The sequence below is a fragment of the Streptomyces sp. Ru62 genome, assembly GCF_002920615.1.
Lineage (GTDB): Bacteria > Actinomycetota > Actinomycetes > Streptomycetales > Streptomycetaceae > Streptomyces.
Genome location: NZ_PQSU01000005.1, coordinates 328,906 through 348,611, shown reverse-complemented (window position 1 = coordinate 348,611; position 19,706 = coordinate 328,906). Strand labels below are relative to the sequence as shown.

Annotated in this window: 15 protein-coding genes and 1 pseudogene; 11 read left to right on the top strand and 5 right to left on the bottom strand. The window is 72.7% G+C overall.

What is annotated here, in order from left to right; translation table 11 throughout:
• Positions 1–99: 99 nt before the first annotated feature.
• Positions 100–1,755 (bottom strand): ABC transporter ATP-binding protein, encoded by a 1,656-nt coding sequence (locus C3492_RS09625; RefSeq protein ID WP_258055577.1) that lies wholly within the window; start codon positions 1,753–1,755, stop codon positions 100–102.
• On the bottom strand, positions 1,752–3,533 hold the full coding sequence (locus tag C3492_RS09620; protein WP_258055576.1) for an ABC transporter ATP-binding protein: 1,782 nt from the start codon (positions 3,531–3,533) through the stop codon (positions 1,752–1,754). The genes C3492_RS09625 and C3492_RS09620 overlap by 4 nt, the downstream gene beginning before the upstream one ends.
• Before the next feature lie 94 nt (positions 3,534–3,627).
• Here C3492_RS09620 and C3492_RS09615 point away from each other — a divergent pair, with 94 nt between their 5' ends.
• From C3492_RS09615 to C3492_RS09605, 3 genes and pseudogenes are all read left to right on the top strand, one after another.
• Positions 3,628–5,433 carry an ABC transporter ATP-binding protein gene (locus tag C3492_RS09615; RefSeq protein ID WP_103811304.1) on the top strand — a complete coding sequence of 602 codons (1,806 nt, stop codon included), beginning with the start codon at positions 3,628–3,630 and terminating at the stop codon, positions 5,431–5,433.
• Positions 5,430–7,313, top strand: a complete 1,884-nt coding sequence (locus tag C3492_RS09610) for an ABC transporter ATP-binding protein (RefSeq protein ID WP_103811303.1) — start codon at positions 5,430–5,432, stop codon at positions 7,311–7,313. The genes C3492_RS09615 and C3492_RS09610 overlap by 4 nt, the downstream gene beginning before the upstream one ends.
• Positions 7,314–7,383: 70 nt before the next feature.
• Positions 7,384–8,256: pseudogene (locus C3492_RS09605) on the top strand (alpha/beta fold hydrolase).
• Positions 8,257–8,278: 22 nt separating this feature from the next.
• Here the strand turns inward: C3492_RS09605 and C3492_RS09600 are convergent.
• Both C3492_RS09600 and glgX read right to left on the bottom strand, forming a co-directional pair.
• Positions 8,279–8,788 (bottom strand): RICIN domain-containing protein, encoded by a 510-nt coding sequence (locus C3492_RS09600; protein WP_181140286.1) that lies wholly within the window; start codon positions 8,786–8,788, stop codon positions 8,279–8,281.
• A gap of 268 nt (positions 8,789–9,056) precedes the next feature.
• Positions 9,057–11,300 (bottom strand): glycogen debranching protein GlgX, encoded by a 2,244-nt coding sequence (glgX, locus tag C3492_RS09595; RefSeq protein ID WP_181140285.1) that lies wholly within the window; start codon positions 11,298–11,300, stop codon positions 9,057–9,059.
• A 230-nt stretch (positions 11,301–11,530) separates the two neighbouring features.
• On the opposite strand from glgX, the gene C3492_RS09590 reads away from it, so the two are divergent.
• The 6 genes from C3492_RS09590 (at position 11,531) to C3492_RS09565 (ending at position 17,827) form a co-directional block, all read left to right on the top strand.
• Positions 11,531–12,754, top strand: coding sequence for an Ig-like domain-containing protein (locus C3492_RS09590; RefSeq protein WP_181140284.1), 1,224 nt, complete (start codon positions 11,531–11,533; stop codon positions 12,752–12,754).
• A 158-nt stretch (positions 12,755–12,912) separates the two neighbouring features.
• Positions 12,913–14,142, top strand: a complete 1,230-nt coding sequence (locus tag C3492_RS09585; protein ID WP_181140283.1) for an Ig-like domain-containing protein — start codon at positions 12,913–12,915, stop codon at positions 14,140–14,142.
• Between the two features lie 80 nt (positions 14,143–14,222).
• The gene (locus tag C3492_RS09580; protein WP_103811299.1) at positions 14,223–14,990 is read left to right on the top strand and encodes an enoyl-CoA hydratase/isomerase family protein; all 768 of its coding nucleotides are present in this window, start codon (positions 14,223–14,225) and stop codon (positions 14,988–14,990) included.
• A 194-nt stretch (positions 14,991–15,184) separates the two neighbouring features.
• Positions 15,185–15,793 (top strand): ATP-binding protein, encoded by a 609-nt coding sequence (locus tag C3492_RS09575; RefSeq protein ID WP_181140282.1) that lies wholly within the window; start codon positions 15,185–15,187, stop codon positions 15,791–15,793.
• Between the two features lie 79 nt (positions 15,794–15,872).
• On the top strand, positions 15,873–16,640 hold the full coding sequence (locus C3492_RS09570; RefSeq protein WP_374938333.1) for a polysaccharide deacetylase family protein: 768 nt from the start codon (positions 15,873–15,875) through the stop codon (positions 16,638–16,640).
• Positions 16,640–17,827: a beta-propeller fold lactonase family protein gene (locus C3492_RS09565; RefSeq protein WP_103811297.1), complete on the top strand. Its 1,188-nt coding sequence runs from the start codon at positions 16,640–16,642 to the stop codon at positions 17,825–17,827. Before C3492_RS09570 ends, C3492_RS09565 begins: the two co-directional genes overlap by 1 nt.
• On the opposite strand, the gene C3492_RS09560 is transcribed toward C3492_RS09565, so the two are convergent.
• Positions 17,794–18,447: a GNAT family N-acetyltransferase gene (locus C3492_RS09560; protein WP_103811296.1), complete on the bottom strand. Its 654-nt coding sequence runs from the start codon at positions 18,445–18,447 to the stop codon at positions 17,794–17,796. The genes C3492_RS09565 and C3492_RS09560 overlap by 34 nt on opposite strands.
• 48 nt (positions 18,448–18,495) lie before the next feature.
• Between C3492_RS09560 and C3492_RS09555 the strand changes: the two genes are divergently transcribed.
• Both C3492_RS09555 and C3492_RS09550 read left to right on the top strand, forming a co-directional pair.
• Positions 18,496–19,407, top strand: a complete 912-nt coding sequence (locus tag C3492_RS09555) for a MerR family transcriptional regulator (protein WP_103811295.1) — start codon at positions 18,496–18,498, stop codon at positions 19,405–19,407.
• Positions 19,408–19,466: 59 nt separating this feature from the next.
• The gene (locus C3492_RS09550) at positions 19,467–19,679 is read left to right on the top strand and encodes an EF-hand domain-containing protein (protein ID WP_103811294.1); all 213 of its coding nucleotides are present in this window, start codon (positions 19,467–19,469) and stop codon (positions 19,677–19,679) included.
• Positions 19,680–19,706 lie beyond the last annotated feature (27 nt).

Genomic DNA, 19,706 nt, shown 5'->3' with positions numbered 1-19,706 from the left:
CCGCGTCACCAACTTGGCCGGAAATGGTTCGTTGACCGGATGTTCATGTTCGATATGCGGATCGTTGGTCGGCGGGACACCGTCCGGGGCGGTCGCGGGTCACCGCCCGGGCTGCTGTCCGTGCCATGTCCGCCACAGCGCCGCGTACGCACCGCCCGCCGCCACCAGCTCCTCGTGCGTCCCCAGTTCGGTCACCCGGCCGCCCTCCATGACCGCCACCCGGTCCGCGTCGTGGGCCGTGTGCAGGCGGTGGGCGATGGCGATGACCGTACGGCCCTCAAGCACCGCGGCGAGGGCGCGCTCGGTGTGCCGCGCGGTGGCCGGATCCAGCAGGGCCGTCGCCTCGTCGAGGATCAGCGTGTGCGGATCGGCCAGGACCACGCGCGCGAGAGCGAGTTGCTGGGCCTGCGAACCGTCCGTCGGCCGGCCGCCCTCGCCCAGCCGGGTGTCGAGCCCGTCCGGCAGGGCCCGCACCCACTCGTCGGCGCCCACGGCCGCGAGCGCCGACCACAAGGCGGCGTCCTCGGCGGCGGGTTCGGCGATGCGGAGGTTGTCCCGCACACTGCCCAGGAAGACGTGGTGCTCCTGGGTGACCAGCACCACCTGCCGGCGCAGCAGCTCCGGTGCCAGCCCGCCCACCGGCACCCCGCCCACCGTCACCGTGCCGGAACCGGGCCGGTCGACCCCCGCGAGCAGCCGGCTCAGCGTCGTCTTCCCGGCGCCGGACGGCCCCACCACGGCGAGCCGCTCCCCGGGCCGCACAATCAGTTCCACCCCGCCCAGCACCTCGCCGCCGCGCTCATACGCGTACCGCACCCCGCGCACCTCGATCCGGTCGTCCGCCGGCACCGCGGACGCGCCCTCGCCCTCACCCCGGGGCGCCTGCGCCAGCCCCTCCACGCGCGCGAACGAGGCCCCGCTGCTCTGCAGTTGCTCCACCCGCATCAGGATCTGGTCCAGCGGCTCGGTGAACTGCCGCAGGTACAGCGCCGCCGCCACCACCGCGCCCACCCCGACCGACCCCCGGGCGTGCAGCCAGCCGCCGAGCAGCAGCACACCGACCACGGGGACGGTGTACGTCACCTCGACCGCCGGGAAGAACACCGAGCGCAGGCGCAGGGTGTACAGGCGGGTGCGGCGGGACTCCTCCAGTGCGTCCCGGCTCGCCGCGATCCGCCGCTCCCGCAGCCGGAACGCCTCCACCGTCCGCGCGCCGGCCGCCGTCGCCGCGAGGGTCTCCGCGACCTGCGAGGTCGCCGCGCCCTCGGCGAGATAGCCGTCCCGGGCGCGCCGCAGGTACCAGCGCAGCGCCAGCCGGATCGGGGTGAGACCGAGCAGGCCGAACGCCCCCAGCAGGGGGTCGAGCGCGAACACCGCGCCCAGCACGAAGAGCGCCTGCACGGCGTCGACCAGCAACTCCGGGCCGACGTCCCGCAGGGTCGTGCCGACGGTCGCCACATCCGCCGTGCCCCGCGCGGTCAGATCGCCGGTACCGGCCCGCTCGACCACGGATGCGGGCAGCGCGAGCACCCGGTCGACGTACTCCTCGCGGACCCGGGCCAGCGTGCGCTCCCCGAACCGGTGCCCGACGTACCGCGCCCAGCGGGCCAGCAGGATCTGCGCCAGCGCGCACACCACGATCCAGGACGCCAGCCGGTCCACCGCGCCGGCCCCGTGCCCGGCGCGCACCTCGTCGACGATCCGGCCCACCAGCCAGGGGCCGGCCAGCCCCGCCGCGGCGGCCAGCGCGTTCATTTGCGGGGCTCCTTCGCGGGTGGGGTCGTCGCGCCCGTCATGTCGGTCGCGTCCGTCACATCCGTCGTCTCCGTCATGTCCACCGTCCCGCCGTCCCGTGCGACCAGCGCCCGGTACGCCGGTTCCCGCGCCAGCAGGCACGGGTGCGGGCCGGTCGCCGCGACCTTGCCGTCGGCCAGGAACACCACCGTGTCCGCCCGGGCCAGGACCAGCGGGGACGTCGTCGTCACCAGCGTGGTGCGACCCTCCCGTGCCGCCCGGAGCCGGTCGGCGACCGTCGCCTCGGTGTGCGCGTCCAGGGCCGAGGTCGGTTCCACGGCGAGCAGCACCTCGGGGTCGGCCAGCAGGGCCCGGGCGAGGCGCACCCGTTGCCGCTGTCCGCCGGAGAGGCTGCGCCCCTGCCCGGCCACCGCCGAGTCCAGGCCGTCCGGCAGGCCCCGGACCACGTCCTCGGCCGCCGCCGCGTGCACCGCCCGGCGCAGCGCCGCCTCGTCGGCCGGGTGCGCGGCGGCCAGCACCTCCCGGAGCGGCCCGGCGAACAGGTGCGCCTCGTTGTCCGCGACCAGCACGCGCCGGCGTACGTCCGTCAGCGGGACCGCGTCGAGCCGTACCCCGCCCCAGGTGGCGTCGGTGGGCCCGTACCGGCCGAGCCGGTCGACCACGGCGGCGGCCTCGGCGGGCCGGGCGGCGGCCAGCGCGGTCAGCCGGCCCGGCACCACCCGCACCCCGGACGCCGGGTCGTGCAGCTCGGCCGGTCCGCTGGGCGCGGGCAGGGTGCCGGTGTCCGGTTCCGGTTCCAGCCGCAGCAGCCGTACCGCCCGGCGCGCGGCCACCACGCCCCGGTTGAGGTCGTAGGCCATCCGGACGAAGAAGGCGACCGGTCCGATGAGCACCGCCACATAGCCGTAGACCGAGACCAACTCGCCCACTGACATGGAGCCCTCGGCGGTGAGCCGGGCCGCCGGCCAGGTCACGACCGCGAGGAACAGGGTCGGCAGGCCCACCCCGAGCGCCTGCACCCAGCTGGCCACCGCGCCCACCCGGTACCCCTGCGCCCGCAACCGCCGGGAGTCGTTCCGGAACGCGTCCGCGACCAGCCCCTTGCCGCCCAGCCCGTTGAGCACGCGCAGACCGCCCGCGAGGTCGCCGATGCGCGCGGTGAGCACCCCCTGGAGCTCGCGGTACTCGTTCTCCGCCCTCTGCAGCCGCAGCGCCGGCGGCCCGGTGAGCAGCGCGATCACCGGCACCCCGAGCAGCACCACCGCGGCCAGCGGCGCGGAGATCGCCAGCAGCAGCCCGGCCACCACCCCGTAGACCACGAGCGAGCCGACCCCCGGCCCCACCACCGTCAGCGCCTGCGCCACGGTCTGCACGTCACCGACCCCGACGGTGACGACCTCACCGGCCCCGGCCCGGCGCGGCAGCGCGGCCCCCAGCCGCACCACATGCCCCACGACCACCTTGACCGTGCGGAAGTTGGCGTCCATCCGGACCCGCGTCATCACCCGGTGCCGCAGGATGCTCACCCAGGCGTTCAGCGCCCCCACGACGAACATCGCCCCGGTCCACCCGGCGAGCACCCCGAGCCGCCCCGGCAGCAGCCCGTCGTCCACGGCCCGCGCTATCAGATACGGCTGTGCGGCCAGCAGCACCATCCAGGTACTGCCGAGCAGCGCCCCGGCCGCCGAACGCCCCCGCTGGCACCGCACCAGCCACCACAGGAACCACCAGCCGCCGCGGGTGTCGGGCGTGCCCGGATCCTCGTACGCGTCGATCATCCATCCCCCCGGTCCACTCAACGAGCCTGTCCGCGCGGGACTCCGGCCAAAACTCGGTGGGCGTTGTCAGTGGTGGTCCGTACGCTCGCGGTTGATGGCCAGCACACGTGAAACCACCGACCGTTCCGCCGTACGGACCCTGCTCAGGCTGTGGCCGTACGTCCGTCCCGTGCGCGCCCGGCTGTTCACCGCCGCGTTCGTCGCGGTCGTCGCCTCCTGTACGGGGCTGGTGATCCCACTGGTCCTGAAGTGGATGGTCGACGGGCCGGTCGCCGACCGCGACCCGGCGGGCGTATGGCTCGGCGCGCTGTACCTGCTCCTGCTCGGTATCGCCGAGGCGGTCCTGTTCGGCATACGGCGCTGGCTCGTGGCCCGGCCGCTGTCGCACGTCGAGGCGGAGATGCGGGCCGGCCTGTACCGGCACCTGCAACGGCTGCCGGTGGCCTTCCACGACCGCTGGGCGTCCGGCCAGCTCCTCTCGCGCGGCACCACCGACCTGATGCTGCTGCGCATGTTCCTCGCCTTCCCGCTGACGTTCCTCCTCGTCAACGGAGTCACCATCCTCGTCGGCCTGGTCATCATGCTGCTCCAGGACTGGGTGCTGGGACTGGTCATCCTCGGCCCCGCCGTCCCCGTGATGTGGACGTGCGTGGTCTTCGAACGGCGGTACGCGCAGGTGGCGCGACGCGCCCAGGACCAGATCGGCGACCTGACGACGGTGATCGAGGAGAGCGTGCTCGGCATCCGCGTCATCAAGGGCTTCGGCCGCCACCGCAGCCAGGCGCGCGCCTTCCGCGAACTCTCCGGCCGGCTCCGGGGGACGGAGCTGCGCAAGGCGCGGCTGCTGGCCACGATCTGGGGCGTCATCGTGACACTGCCGGAGGTGGCGATCGGGGCGGCCCTGGTGCTGGGGGTCCTGCGGGTGGCCGACGGCGAGCTGTCCGCCGGGACGCTGGTGGCCTTCCTGAGCACGGCGCTCGCCCTTCGGTGGCCCGTCGACTCGATCGGGTTCCTGCTGGCGATGAGTCAGGAGGCGGCGACCGCCACGGAGCGGTACTTCGAGGTGATGGACGAGGTGCCGGAGGAGCAACCGGATGCGGCCGGGGGCGGGGACGCCCGCCCGCACGCGCCGGGTGCCGCCGCGCCGGGACTCCGGTTCGAGAACGTGTCGTTCCGTTACCCCGACGCGCCCCCCGGCTCCCCGCCCCTGCTCACCGCCGTCGACCTGCACGTCCGCCCCGGCGAGTCCATGGCCCTCGTCGGGGCCACCGGCAGCGGGAAGACCACGCTCACCGCGCTCGTCCCCCGGCTGCACGAGGTGACCTCCGGGCGGATCACGCTCAACGGCGTGGACATCGCCACCATGTCCCGCGAGGAATTGCGCGGCAGGGTCGCCGTGGCCTTCGAGGAACCCACGCTGTTCTCCGCCAGTGTCGGTGAGAACGTGCTCATGGGCGCCCCGCGGGCCGCGGGGAAGGCGGAACTCGACCGGGCCCTCGCCATCGCCCAGGCCGACTTCGCGCACGCCCTGCCGCAGGGCACCGACACCCGCGTCGGCGAGCAGGGCCTCAGCCTGTCCGGCGGCCAGCGGCAGCGCCTCGCGCTGGCCCGGGCGGTGGTCGGCCGGCCCGAGTTCCTGGTGCTGGACGACCCGCTGTCCGCCCTGGACGTGCACACGGAGGCCGCCGTCGAGGCCGCGCTGCGCCAGGTGCTCGCCGACACCACCGCGCTGATCGTGGCCCACCGCCCGTCCACGGTGCTGCTCGCCGACCGCGTCGCCCTGCTCTCGGGCGGCCGCATCGCCGCGGTCGGCACCCACCAGGAACTGCTGCGTGAGAACGCCGAGTACGCCCGTCTGATGTCCGCCTCGGCATCCGGGGAACAGGAGGACTCCCGTTGACCACCACGACCCCCTCCACCCCCGCCGTCAGCGACGACGACACCGACGGGCCGGCCCGTCCCCGGGACCCGGGCGACCCGAGCGGCCCCGGCGACCAGTTCGACCGGGACGTCCTGCCCAGCCCGCCCGGCGCCACGGCCGCACTGCTGCGCTCGCTGCTCGCGCCCCTGAAGGCCCGGGTCACGCTCACCACGCTCCTGCTGCTGCTCCAGCAGGCGGCGGTGCAGGCGGGCCCGCTGCTGGTGGCGTACGCCATCGACACCGCCGTACCCGCGTTCCGGGACGACCGGAACGGACCGCTGTTCGCGGTCGCCGCCGGCTATCTGCTGTGCGCCCTCGCCTCCGGTGCGCTCCAGTTCGCGTTCATCGAGACCTCCGCCCGGGTCAGCCAGGACGTGCTGCTGGACCTGCGCGGGCGGATCTTCCGGCACGCGCAGGCGCTGAGCGTCGACTTCCACGAGCGGTACACCTCGGGCCGGCTGATCTCCCGCTCCACCACGGACGTCGAGTCGCTGCGCGAACTCCTCGACGAGGGGCTCCAGGAGCTGGTGACCGTCATCCTGTCCTTCGTCTACATCTCGGCGATGCTGCTCTGGCTCGACCTCGGCCTCGGCGCGGTCGCGGTGGCGTCCTTCCTGCCGCTGTACCTGCTCGTCCGGCTCTACCGGCGGCGCGCGGCGCGGGTGTACGGGGCGCGGTCCACGGCCATCGCGGCGGTGATCGTGAAGTTCGTGGAGACGATGAACGGCATCCGGCCGGTGCGCGCCTTCCGCCGCGAGGCCGCGAACGACGCCGAGTTCGCCGTGCTGAACGCGCGGCACGAGCGCACGAACGGCGACTCGCTGCTGGAGATGGCGCGCTATGTGGTCGGCTCCCGGCTGGTGGCCAACACCGCGGTCGCCGGGATCGTGCTCTGGGGTGCCTACCGGGTGGCGTCCGGCTCGCTGGAGCTGGGTGTGCTGGCGGCGGCCGTGCTGTACCTGCGCCGGCTGTACGACCCCATCGACCGGCTCGGCATGTTCCTGAACTCCTACCAGTCGGCCGCCGCCTCCCTGGAGAAGATCGCCGGGCTGCTGGCGCAGACGCCGTCCGTGCCGGAACCCGAGCACCCCCGCGAACTGCCGCCGCTGAAGAGCGAGTTCCCGGGGCGCGAGGTCGTCTTCGACGGGGTCCGGTTCGGCTACCGCACCGGCGGTGAGGTGCTGCCCCGCTTCGACCTGACCCTGCCCGCCGGGCAGACGGTCGCGGTCGTCGGCTCCACCGGCGCGGGCAAGTCGACCCTGGCCAAGCTGCTCGCCCGGTTCTACGACCCCTCCGCCGGGCGCGTGCTGCTGGACGGCGTGGATCTGCGCGAGCTGCCGATGCCCGAACTGCGGCGCGGGGTGGTCATGGTGACGCAGGAGGCGTTCCTGTTCTCCGGCACGGTCGCCGACAACATCGCCATCGGCCGGCCCGAGGCCACCCGGGAGGAGATCGAGCGGGCCGCGAAGGCGATCGGCGCGCACGAGTTCATCAGCGCCCTGCCCGACGGCTACGACACCGACGTCCGCAAGCGCGGCGGCCGGATCTCCGCCGGGCAGCGCCAACTGGTCGCCTTCGCCCGCGCCTTGCTCGCCGACCCGGCCGTGCTGATCCTCGACGAGGCGACCAGTTCGCTGGACATCCCGGGGGAGCGGGCGGTGCAGCGGGCGATGGCGACGGTGCTGCGGGGCCGTACCGCCGTGGTGATCGCGCACCGGCTCTCCACCGTGGAGATCGCGGACCGGGTGCTGGTGATGGAACACGGCCGGATCGTCGAGGACGGCCACCCGGACGAACTCATCGGCGGCACGGGCCGGTTCGCCGACCTGCACAGGGCGTGGCGGGACAGCCTGGCCTGACGTGCGGGGTACGGAAGTCTGCCGAAACCCGGTCGCCCTCGTCGGTACGCGGCTGGCAGGGTGCCCGGCCGTGCCCACCTTCTCGGCGTACGACGGGACCCGGCTCGCCTACCACGTGGCTGGGAACGGCCCTCCGGTGGTCTGTCTGCCCGGGGGCCCGACGGATTCCGCCTACCTCGCCGACCTCGGCGGGCTGTCCACGCACCGGCAGGTGGTCAGGCTGGATCTGCGGGGCATCGGCCGCTCCGTGACACCGCGGGGCACCGCCTCCTGCCCTTGCGACCGGCTTGTCGACGACGTGCAGGCCCTGCGCGCACACCTGGGCCCGGACCGGGCGGACCTGCTCGCGCACTGCGCCGGCGCGAATCCGGCCGTGCCGCGAATCCGGCCGTGCTCTGTGCGAGCCGCCACCCGGACAGCGTCGGCAGGCTCGCGCCGATCACGCCGAGCGTCCGGGCCGTCGGCCTCACGATCACCGGTGACCTCCGGCTCCGGACCGCGCGGCTGCGCCGGGAGGAGCCGTGGTTCCCGGAGGCGTTCGCGGCCTTGGAGGCGATCGTGGCGGGGAGGCCACCACCGACCGCCGGCAGGCCGTCGCACCGTTCTCCCACGGCCGCTGGGACGCGGCGGCCAGGGCCTGCCAGGCGACCCAGGACGGGCGGACGGACCCGGAGATCGTCGCTGCCTTCGGCGCCGAAGGAGCCTTCGCCCCGGCGGCCAGCCGCGCCGGGCTCGCCCGGTTCCCGCGGCCCGTCGTCCTCCTGGCCGGCGAGGCCGCCCCGGCAGCCCCTCCCGGCACCGCGGCCGAGTTCGCGGCCCTCTTCCCGGACGCCGGCTCGTCGTCCAGCCCGTCGCCTGGCACTACCCGTGGCTCGACGACGCCGACCGGTTCACGGCGGCCGTCGCGGGGTTTCTGGGGCCGGCCACTGCGCCGTCGTCATAGCCCCGGCCGGGGACCACCACCCTCAGTGGTCCAACTGGCCCCATCGCTGATCGGGGTTTCCGTTGCACGGCCACTGAATCGCCTTGGCTCCAACGGCGGAGCCCTTTGTGCCCAGGCACATCTGCGAATTCCTGTTGATCATCTGGTACCAGCCCGCACTGGAACCCTTCTGCCAGTACCACAGCTGGTCCTTGTTTCCATTGCAATCCCACACCGTGGCGGTCGCGCCGGACGCCTTGGAGACGCCATTGATGCCCAGACACTGGCCATTGTCGTTGGTCACCCGGTAGTAGGTGCCGTGGGAATCGCTCCCCATCTTGTTGAAGTGCCAGGACTGATCGGGGTTGCTGTTGCAGTACCACTGCAGGGCGTTCGTCCTATTGGCTCCGCCCTGGCTGCCCAGGCAGTAGTTGTTGTCGTTCATGAGCCGGGGGCCGGACGCCGCCGATGCCGACGGCGCCATTCCCGCGAACATGGACAATGCGGCCGACATGGCACTTGCCACGATCGAGACGCGCGCGAGCTTGTTCATAGCAGGCATCACTCCATGAATGAACTCGGCGTCGACTCGCCGAGTGATTGAGAGCTGAGAAGTTATCAGATGACAATCACGGCGGAACAGTTGACCGAAAGGCAGTTGATTGAAATCCCAATGATTGAAACTGCGTCTTTCATCTCTGTCGGCGCGCCAAATGGACCGGTGCGCCAAATGGCGGCCGACACCAGAGAAAAGGTGCTGCGACCCAAGGGCGTTGCACTCGGAAGCCGTGACTCGCGTCACACGCGGCTCTCACACAGGTTCAGGCCACTCTCAGCAGCAGCACCGCCCGCGCCGGGACGGTGATCTCCGCCCCCGCCCGGTGGACCGTACCCGGCGCCCGGTCCTGCTCCTCCGCCGAGGTGTCCACGACCACCTCGTACCGCTGCGCCCACGGCGGGCCGGGCAGTACGAAGCCGGTCGGGCTCTCGCCCGCGTGCAGCACGGCGAGGAAGCTGTCGTCCACCACCGGAGCGCCCCGCTCGTCGCGGCCCGGGATGTCCCGGCCGGACAGGTACATGCCGAGCGTGGCGGCGGGCGCGTACCAGTCGCCCTCGGTCATCTCCGCGCCCCGCGCGGTGAACCAGGCCAGGTCGCGCAGCCCGTCCGCGGTCTGGGCGCGGCCGGAGAAGAAGGCCCGCCGGCGCAGCACCGGATGCCGGTGGCGCAGCGCGATCAGCCGCGCGGTCAGGTCGAACAGCGCCCGCCAGCCGGGCTGCTCCAGCAGCGACCAGTCCAGCCAGCTGATCTCGTTGTCCTGGCAGTAGGCGTTGTTGTTGCCGCGCTGGGTGCGGCCCAGTTCGTCGCCGGCGACCAGCATGGGCACACCGGTGGACAGCAGCAGGGTCGTCAGCAGGTTCCGCAGCTGCCTGCGGCGCAGGGCCCGTACGCCCGCGTCGTCGGTCTCGCCCTCGGCGCCGCAGTTCCAGGAACGGTTGTCGTCCGTGCCGTCCCGGTTGTTCTCGCCGTTGGCCTCGTTGCGCTTGGTCTCGTACGACACCAGGTCGCGCAGGGTGAAACCGTCGTGCGCGGTGACGAAGTTGACGGAGGCGTAGGGGCGCCGGCCGCCCCAGGCGTACAGGTCGCTGGAGCCGGAGAGGCGGTAACCCATCTCGCGCACGTCGGGCAGGGCGTGCCGCCAGAAGTCCCGGACCGCGTTGCGGTAGCGGTCGTTCCACTCGGTCCACAGGGGCGGGAAGGCGCCCACCTGGTAGCCGCCGGAGCCGATGTCCCACGGCTCGGCGATCAGCTTCACCCGGCGCAGCACCGGGTCCTGGGCGATGACCGCCAGGAACGGGGAGAGCATGTCGACGTCGTGCATCGAGCGGGCCAGCGCCGCCGCCAGGTCGAAGCGGAAGCCGTCCACGCCCATCTCCGTCACCCAGTAGCGCAGCGAGTCGGTGATCAGGCGCAGCACCTGGGGGCGGACCACGTGCAGGGTGTTGCCGCAGCCGGTGTAGTCGGCGTACCGGCGGGCGTCGTCCTGGAGCCGGTAGTAGCCGCGGTTGTCGATGCCCTTCAGGGACAGCGTGGGGCCCAGCTCGCCGGCCTCCGCGGTGTGGTTGTAGACCACGTCCAGGATGACCTCGATGCCGGCCGCGTGCAGCGCGCGCACCATCCGCTTGAACTCGCCGACCTGCTGTCCGGTCGTGCCGGAGGCCGCGTAGGCCGCGTGCGGGGCGAAGTAGCCGATGGAGTTGTAGCCCCAGTAGTTCCTCAGGCCCCGGCGCAGCAGGTGGTCCTCGTGCGCGAACTGGTGCACCGGCAGCAGCTCGACGGCCGTGACGCCCAGCTTCACCAGGTGGTCGATCGCGGCCGGGTGTGCCAGGCCCGCGTAGGTGCCGCGCAGCTCCTCGGGGACGCCGGGGTGCAGCTTGGTGAAGCCCCGCACGTGCAGCTCGTAGATCACCGAGTCGGCCCACGGCGTCTTGGGGCGCCGGTCGTCGGACCAGTCGTCGTCATCGTGGACGACGACCCCCTTCGGGACGTACGGCGCCGAGTCCCGCTCGTCGCGCACGGTGTCGGCGACCGACTGGTCCGGCCAGTCCCGCACGTGCCCGTACACCTCCGGCGGCAGGCCGAACTCGCCGTCCACCGCGCGCGCGTACGGGTCGAGCAGCAGCTTCGCCGGGTTCCAGCGGGCGCCGGTCCACGGGTCCCAGCGGCCGTCCACCCGGTAGCCGTAGCGCTGGCCCGGCATCACACCGGGCACGAAGCCGTGCCAGATCTCGTGCGTCAGTTCGGTCAGCGGGATCTGCGTCTCCCGGCCGCCCTCGTCGAAGAGGCACACCCGGACCGCCTCCGCACCGGCCGCCCACAGCGCGAAGTTGGTGCCCGCCACCCCGTCCGGGCCGGCCCGGAACCGGGCCCCCAGCGGGGTGGGCGCACCCGGCCACACCGCCGGGACGGGCGGTACGGCCCGCCGGGCGCCGTTCACCGCCGCCGGTTGCCCGCTGCCCGTGGCCGGCCCCCCGGCCGGTGCCCGCTGCTCGGCTGCGCTCGTCACTGCCGCCCCTCTTCCCAGTGGCTCGCCCGAGGGGCGCGACCGGTCGCGCCGGGCGGCCGGGGGCGCTCTCGGCACCCCGGCCACCCGGTCCGACCGCGCCCCGACGGCTCCGACGCGGGCCGGGGGTCCCCTGCGGGGGGACCCCCAACGTGTCGTCCTTCCCTCTGTTCTGCCCAGCGCGTGGCTCGCACTCACGTTTCCCCGGAGCGGGCCCGGTCGTTGGGTCTCGCGTGAGGCACGTAACTGGACGCGCACGGCGCGCGGGGGCCGCGCTGGCCGCCGTACTGACATGGGCGGGGCTGCTCGCGGGCTGCTCCATGGACGGCTCGGGCCCCCTGGGCATGGGCGGGGCGCTGGGCAAGCCCCCGGCCCCCGAGGACGTCATCCGAGTGACCCCCGACGACGGCAGCAAGGCCGTACGTCCGGGCGACCGGCTACAGGTACGGGTGCCCGGCGGGCGCCTGGAGAAGGTGACCGTGATCAAGTCGCAGGACGCGCAGGAGACACCGGTCCCGGGGCGCATCAGCGAGGACGGGCTGACCTGGCGTCCCGACGAGGACCGGCTGGCGCTGGCCGCCCGGTACACCGTCGACGCGGTCGCGCTGGACTCCCACGGCCGCCGCTCGGCCCGGCACACCACCTTCACCACCTACGTCCCCGACCGGCGGTTCATCGCCTACGTCAGCCCCGAGAACCGCGCCACCGTCGGCACCGGCATGATCGTCTCGCTCTCCTTCAGCCAGGAGATCACCGACCGTGCCGCCGTCCAGCGCGCGGTCCGGGTCAGCGCGCGGCCCCCGGTCGAGATCCGCCCGCACTGGTTCGGCAAGGGCCGCCTGGACTTCCGCCCGGAGCGCTACTGGAAGCCCGGCACCGAGGTGACCGTCGACCTGGACCTGCGGGACGTCCAGGGCGCCCCCGGGATCTACGGCCTGCAGGACAAGACGTTCTCCTTCACCGTCGGCCGCAGCCAGACCTCCGTGGTCGACGCGGCCCGGCACACCATGGACGTGCGGCGCGACGGACACCTCCTCGCCACCGTCCCCATCACGGCGGGCGCGCCCAAGCACCCGACGTACAACGGGAAGATGGTGGTGATGGACATGCTGGAGGTCACCCGCATGAACAGCCAAACGGTCGGTCTCGGCGCCGAGTACGACATCCCCGACGTCCCGCACGCCATGAAGCTCACCGACTCCGGCACCTTCCTGCACGGCAACTACTGGGCGCCGGACGCCCCCGGCCAGGTCAACGTCAGCCACGGCTGCGTGGGGCTCATGGACGTCAAGGGCGGCAGTTCGGACACCCCGGCGGGCTGGTTCTTCGACCGCAGCCTCGTCGGGGACGTCATCGAAGTGGTCAACAGCAAGGACAAGACCGTCGCCCCGGACAACGGCCTCGGCGGGTGGAACATGGGCTGGAAGGAATGGAAAGCGGGCAGCGCGGTGAAGTAACCAGGTGAGGGGGCGGGGCGCGGGGTACGGGTGCCGGGCGGAAGTTGCGACGGAACGGTGACATTCGCCTGACACCCAGCTCAAATCCTGGCAGTTAATATGCGCGCACAATGTGGTGGGGAGCGGGCCTGACCAGGTCCGCTGGAGGGGAGAACAACGTGAACACGCGGCCTGTGGCGGGGGCGTCGGCAAGGAGGCGGCGAGGCCGTGGGGGACTGGCAGTCATAGCCGGTGCCCTGGTGCTGTCGCTCGCCGCGTGCGGCGGGGGCGGCGACTCGGGCTCCGGGGACGGGAAGGGCAAGGGCGCCGGCAGCCAGAAGGGCGAGCAGTCCACGGCCGCGGTCAGCATCGCGCCCAAGCCCGGTGCCACCGGCGTCGACACCAGCGGGGCGCTCAAGGTGAGCGTCGCCCAGGGCAAGCTGACCGAGGTCACCGTCAAGGACGCCAAGGGCACCGAGGTCGAGGGCGCGATATCCGGCGGCGGCGCCTCCTGGACGCCGTCGACCCATCTGGCCGCCGGCACCAAGTACACGGTGCACGCGGTCGCCAAGGACTCCGAGGGCCGCGAGGCCGCCGAGGACTCCACCTTCACCACGCTGACCCCGAAGAACACCTTCGTCGGCTACTTCACCCCCGAGGACGGCTCCACGGTCGGCGTCGGGATGCCGTTCTCCATACGCTTCACCCGGGGCATCACCAGCCCGGACGCGGTCGAGAAGGCCATCCGCATCAAGACCGAGCCGGCCGTCGACGTCGAGGGCCACTGGTTCGGCAACGACCGCCTGGACTTCCGCCCCGAGAAGTACTGGAAGGAAGGCACCAAGGTCACCGTCGACCTCGACCTGGACGGCGTCGAGGGCCGCGACGGCGTGTACGGCAAGCAGCGCAAGACCGTGAAGTTCACCATCGGCCGCAACCAGGTCTCCGTCGTGGACGCCAAGAAGCACACGATGAAGGTCACCCAGGACGGCAAGGTCATCAAGACCATCCCGGTCACCACCGGCAAGCCCGGCTACGACACCTGGAACGGCCAGATGGTCATGAGCGAGAAGCTCGCCGTCACCCGCATGAACGGCGAGACCGTCGGCTACGGCGGCGAGTACGACATCAAGGACGTCCCGCACGCCATCCGCCTGACCACCTCCGGCACCTTCATCCACGGCAACTACTGGGGCGGCGGCGCCTTCGGCAACTACAACGCCAGCCACGGCTGCGTCGGCCTGCGCGACGTGCGCGGCGGCTACGACAGCTCCGTCCCGGCGGCCTGGTTCTTCAACCACTCGATGATCGGCGACGTGGTGGTCGTCAAGAACTCCCACGACGCCACGGTGGCCCCCGACAACGGCCTCAACGGCTGGAACATGTCGTGGGCCGACTGGAAGAAGTGAGCCCCGTCTGACGTAAGGGCCCGGTGCTGTGACCTACGGCACCGGGCCCATTGTCGTTAGTGGCCGTTAACCTGACCCCCATGACCGTCACTCTCGAAGTCGCCGAAGGCGTCGGCACCCTGCGGCTCGACCGGCCGCCGATGAACGCGCTGGACATCGCCACCCAGGACCGGCTGAAGGAGCTGGCCGAGGAGGCCACGGACCGCGACGACGTGCGCGCCGTGGTGATCTACGGCGGCGAGCGGGTGTTCGCGGCGGGCGCGGACATCAAGGAGATGCAGAACATGGACCACGCGGCGATGGTCCGGCGCTCCCGCGCCCTCCAGGACTCCTTCACCGCCGTCGCCCGCATCCCCAAGCCCGTCGTCGCGGCCATCACCGGCTACGCCCTCGGCGGCGGCTGCGAGCTGGCCCTGTGCGCCGACTACCGCATCGCCGCCGACAACGCCAAGCTCGGCCAGCCCGAGATCCTGCTCGGCCTGATCCCGGGCGCCGGCGGCACCCAGCGGCTGCCCCGGCTGATCGGCCCCTCCAAGGCCAAGGACCTGATCTTCACGGGCCGTCAGGTCAAGGCCGACGAGGCCCTCGCCATCGGCCTGGTGGACCGCGTCGTACCGGCCGCCGAGGTGTACGAGCAGGCGCACGCCTGGGCCGCGCGGCTCGCCCAGGGCCCGGCCATCGCGCTGCGCGCGGCCAAGGAGTCCGTCGACACCGGTCTGGAGGCCGACATCGACACCGGGCTCGCCGTCGAACGGAACTGGTTCGCGGGTCTGTTCGCCACCGAGGACCGCGAGCGCGGCATGCGCAGCTTCGTGGAGGAGGGGCCGGGCAAGGCCAAGTTCGTCTGACCGTCAACCGCGTGAACGCCCCGCCGACTGCCGCGGGTCGCCTTGCAATTGACGCGTCGTCTCATTCGGGTCCCTCGATGGGGCGGTTTATGGGAGCCTTAACGCAACCTTAAGCCTGCCTTGTCGAGGGAGCCCGTCGATTGCCCGGAAGTGAGCCGTCGCCGCAGGTCAACCGGGCTGTGCCGGACATCGACATGCCGACGGCATATGCCGATCGGCGGGCGCGGGGCGGGGGCGTGCGGGGGGCGTATTCCTCCGGAACGGCCCCCAAGACGGCTCCGGACGGCCATCATGGGGGCATGGCGGGGCTGGAGGGCATCGAACAGCCGCGGGGAGACAGCCGTGCGGCCGCGGCACGCTGGTCACCCGCGGTCGAGGACGAACAGGGGCTCAAGGCGCTCGAACTGTTCGGAAATCCGACGGAGGCGGAGGTCCCGCTGCCGTCCCGCCCGGAGTCCGCGGCCACCGCCCGTCGGCTCGCCCAGGTCGTCGTCCTGCGCACCTGGCGGCTCACCCCCAAACTGGCCGAGGACACCGTCCTGCTCGTGTCGGAACTCGTCGGCAACGCCGTACGGCACACCGGAGCGCGCGTCTTCGGCCTGCGGATGCGCCGCCGCACCGGCTGGATCCGGGTCGAGGTCCGCGACCCCTCGCGCGGGCTGCCCTGTCTGATGCCGGTCCAGGAACTGGACGTCAGCGGACGCGGACTGTTCCTCGTCGACAAGCTCGCCGACCGCTGGGGCGTCGACCTGCTGCCGCGGGGCAAGACGACGTGGTTCGAGATGAGGGTCGCCGACCGCTGAGGTTCGGCGGGGTGTCCGGTTGCGCCATCTGCGGCGCCAATCGCCCTTTTTCTCACCGATCGCCCCTTAAATGGTGCAGGTGACCCCCACCCACCGCCGTGATGTGCTGCGCACCGGGGCCGGAATCGTCGCCGGCGGTGCGCTCGCCGCCGGATGCGGCACCGGACACGCCGCCCGGCCCCCCGCCTCGGCCGCCCCCATGCCGTCCTCGGCAGAGCCCCCGGCGGGACCCCGGGCCTATCCCGGCCGGCCCGCCCAGATCACCCACGGCCCCCGCACCCGCCCCCAGGTGGCCCTCACCTTCCACGGCCAGGGGGACCCCGCCCTCGCCCGCGCCCTGCTCGACACCGCCGAACAGCGCGGTGCGCGGCTGACCGTGCTCGCCGTCGGCGCCTGGCTGGACCAGCACCCGGACCTCGCCCGCCGCATCCTCGACGGCGGCCACGACCTCGGCAACCACACCCAGCGGCACATCGGCGTCAACACCCTGCCCGAGGCGGAGGCCCGCCGGGAGATCACCGATTGCGCCGCGCGGCTCAAGCGGCTCACCGGCTCCATCGGCACCTGGTTCCGCCCCTCCCGCGCCCCGGCCGCCTCGCCGCTCGTCGCCCGGCTGGCCCGCGCCGCCGGCTACCCGCACGTGCTGTCGTACGACGTCGACTCGCTCGACTACACCCGCCCCGGCGCCGCCGCCGTCACCCGCGAGGTCCTCGCCGGCGTACGCAACGGATCGGTGGTGAGCCTGCACTTCGGATACCCCGACACGGTCGCCGCCCTCCCCGACGTCCTGACCGAACTCGGCCGCCGCGGACTGCGCGCGGTCACCACCACGGAGCTGCTGAGCTGATGCGAACCACGAAAGCCGCCCGCCTGCTGGCCGCCGGTGCCGCCGTCACCGCCCTGACGCTGCTCTCCGCGTGCGGTGACGGGTCCCGCGACCACGCGGACGAGGCCGCCGCCAGCAAGGCGCCGGTCCAGCCGCAGGTGAAGAAGCCGCTGGTCGACGTGTTGCCCGGGATGCCACCGGTGGACGACCCGGCCGACCTCTACGCCGCCGACCGGCCGAACCGGCTCTCGCCCGTGGTCAAGGACTTTCCCTCCCGGGTGTACGTCCCCAACACCAACTCGGACACCGTCACCGTCATCGACCCCGCCACCTACCGGATCGTCGAGACCATCCCGGTCGGCCGCCAGCCCCAGCACGTCGTGCCGTCCTGGGACCTGAAGACCCTCTGGGTCAACAACGACCTCGGCAACAGCCTCACCCCGATCGACCCGCGGACCGGTCGGGCCGGCAAGCCGGTCGCCGTGCACGACCCGTACAACCTGTACTTCACGCCCGACGGCAAGTACGCCGTCGTCATGGCCTCCATGGACCGCCAACTGGTCTTCCGCGACGCGCACACCATGAAGGTCGTCAAGGCCGTCCCGGTGAGCTGCTACGGCGTCAACCACGCCGACTTCTCCATCGACGGCCGCTACTTCATCGTCTCCTGCGAGTTCAGTGGCGAGATCCTCAAGGTCGACACGGCGCGCATGAAGGTCGTGGCCCAGGAGAAGCTGCCGCTCCACGGCGCCATGCCGCAGGACGTCAAGGTCTCCCCGGACGGCAAGCTGTTCTACATCGCCGACATGATGGCGGGCGGCCTGTGGATCCTCGACGGCGACAGGTTCACCCGGCCCCGGTTCCTCGCCACCGGCAAGGGCGCTCACGGCCTCTACATCAGCCGCGACTCCCGGGAGATGTACATCTCCAACCGGGGCGAGGGCTCCATCTCGATCTTCGACTTCACACGGAACCGGCTCACCAAGAAGTGGCACCTGCCCGGCGGCGGCAGCCCCGACATGGGCGGGGTCTCCGCCGACGGCAAGGTCCTGTGGCTGTCCGGCCGGTACAACTCCGAGGTCTACGCCATCGACACCCGCACCGGCGCCCAGCTGGCCCGCGTCAAGGTGGGCAGCGGCCCGCACGGCCTCGCCGTCTACCCCCAGCCGGGCCGCTACTCACTGGGGCACACCGGCATCTTCCGCTGAAGCAGCAGTTCCGCGCCCACCGGACGGTACCCGGCGGCCTGGAACGCCCGCAGGCTGCGGGCGTTCCCCGGTGCGACCTGCGCCCACAGCGGCTCCGCGGCGAGCTGCCGGGCGGCGGTCACCAGCAGCCGCCCGAGCCCCCGGTGCCGGGCGTCCTCGGCCACCTCGACCGACACCTCCAGCCGCCCGGCGACCCCACGCCCCATGACCAGCACCCCGCCGTCGGCCACCCAGGCCCGCACTTCGTCCCGGCGCCCCTGGGCGTACCGGATCCGGGGGTGGCCGGCGTCCTCGATCTCCGTCAGCGCGAGCGGCGGCTCACCCGGCAGCGGGTCGCCCACCAGCACCGCGTCGACCGTCTCGGCCCGGCGTCCGGTCCGGTCCAGGAGGGCGGTCAGGAAGCGCGGGTGCATCGTGGCCGCCAGGGCATCGCAGTCCAGGGCGCGCAGCGTCCCGCGCACCCACTCCGGGTCCTCGTCGGTGACGACCACCGAGTGCGCGGTGAAGGACAGCACCCCGGCGTCCCGCGGTGAGGGCTGTGCCACGACCGTCGTACCGCCGTCCGCCGGCGGGAAGACACCGGCCGCCACCGCGTCGAGAATGTCCCGCAAGGTCTCCAAGGCCCGCTCCTTGAGTCTCCACCCACTGGAAGGCCCAGACTCGCAGACATGATCGAGGACGGCACCGGACTTCTCACCATCGGCGAGCTGGCCCGCGCCACCGGACTGAGCGTGCGCACCATCCGCTACTGGTCCGACGCGGGCGTGCTCACCCCGGTGACCCGGTCCGCCGGCGGCTACCGCCTCTACGACGCCGGCGGCGTCGCCCGCCTGGAGCTGATCCGCACCCTGCGCGAACTGGGTCTCGGCCTGGCGGACGTGCGCGGGGTGCTGTCCGGCGAACGGACCGTGGCCCAGGTCGCGGCCACGCACGTGGCGGCGCTGGACGCGCAGATCCGGTCGCTCGGGGTGACCCGTGCGGTGCTGTCCACCGTGGCGCGACGCGGTTCGACCGCGGAGGAGATGACACTCGTGAACAAGCTGGCGCGACTGTCCGCCGCCGAACGGCAGCGGATCATGGAGGAGTTCGTGGCGGAGACGCTGCACGGGCTCGACACCGTGGACCCCGACATCCGGGAGCGGATGCGGCGCACCGCCGTCCACCTGGCGGAGGACCCCACACCCGAGGAGGTGGACGCCTGGGTGGAGCTGGCCGAGATGCTCCAGGACCCCGGGTTCCGCGCGCGGATGCGCCGGGCCGTCGAGTTCAACGCGGCCGACCGGCGGCCCGGTGAGCCGCGCGGGCGGTCGCTGTGGTTCGCCAAGCGGCTCGTGGAGCTGGTGGCGCCGGTCCGCGAGCGTGGCGTCGACCCCACCGGGCCCGGGGCGGAGGAGGTGCTGGACGAACTGTTCGGCGACGCCGACCGGGGTGCCGTACTGGACCGCATGACGGCCGGCTTCGACGAGCGCGTGGCCCGCTACCGGGAACTGGTCGCCGTGGTGAACCGGCAGCCCGCGCCACCGCACGCCGAGGACTTCGCCTGGGTGGTCGCCGCACTCCGCGCTCGTGAGGGCCGTTAATCTGACCAGCGTCAGTACGCCAGCACGGCATGAGAAACACGACCAAAAGGGGCGGATCGGTGGCGGACATCGAGGAAGCACGCAAGCAGTTCCAGCGGATCGACGCGGACGGTGACGGATTCATCACCGCAGCGGAGTTCAAGTCCGCCCTCGCGCAGCAGGGTGACTGGAACGTCACCGAGACGGTCGCGGAGGCCGTCATCAGGACCCGCGACCTCAACGGCGACAAGGTGCTGTCGTTCGACGAGTTCTGGGCCTACCTGAGCAAGTGACCCGCCGGCGACAGGGGGTGCCCGCCC

What these genes read in the sequence shown, in the direction of transcription:
- C3492_RS09625 (WP_258055577.1), bottom strand. Translation starts at nt 1,755, where the DNA reads ATGAACGCGCTGGCCGCCGCGGCGGGGCTGGCCGGCCCCTGGCTGGTG.
- C3492_RS09620 (WP_258055576.1), bottom strand. Translation starts at nt 3,533, where the DNA reads ATGATCGACGCGTACGAGGATCCGGGCACGCCCGACACCCGCGGCGGC.
- C3492_RS09615 (WP_103811304.1), top strand. Translation starts at nt 3,628, where the DNA reads ATGGCCAGCACACGTGAAACCACCGACCGTTCCGCCGTACGGACCCTG.
- C3492_RS09600 (WP_181140286.1), bottom strand. Translation starts at nt 8,788, where the DNA reads ATGAACAAGCTCGCGCGCGTCTCGATCGTGGCAAGTGCCATGTCGGCC.
- C3492_RS09580 (WP_103811299.1), top strand. Translation starts at nt 14,223, where the DNA reads ATGACCGTCACTCTCGAAGTCGCCGAAGGCGTCGGCACCCTGCGGCTC.
- C3492_RS09575 (WP_181140282.1), top strand. Translation starts at nt 15,185, where the DNA reads ATGCCGACGGCATATGCCGATCGGCGGGCGCGGGGCGGGGGCGTGCGG.
- C3492_RS09565 (WP_103811297.1), top strand. Translation starts at nt 16,640, where the DNA reads ATGCGAACCACGAAAGCCGCCCGCCTGCTGGCCGCCGGTGCCGCCGTC.
- C3492_RS09555 (WP_103811295.1), top strand. Translation starts at nt 18,496, where the DNA reads ATGATCGAGGACGGCACCGGACTTCTCACCATCGGCGAGCTGGCCCGC.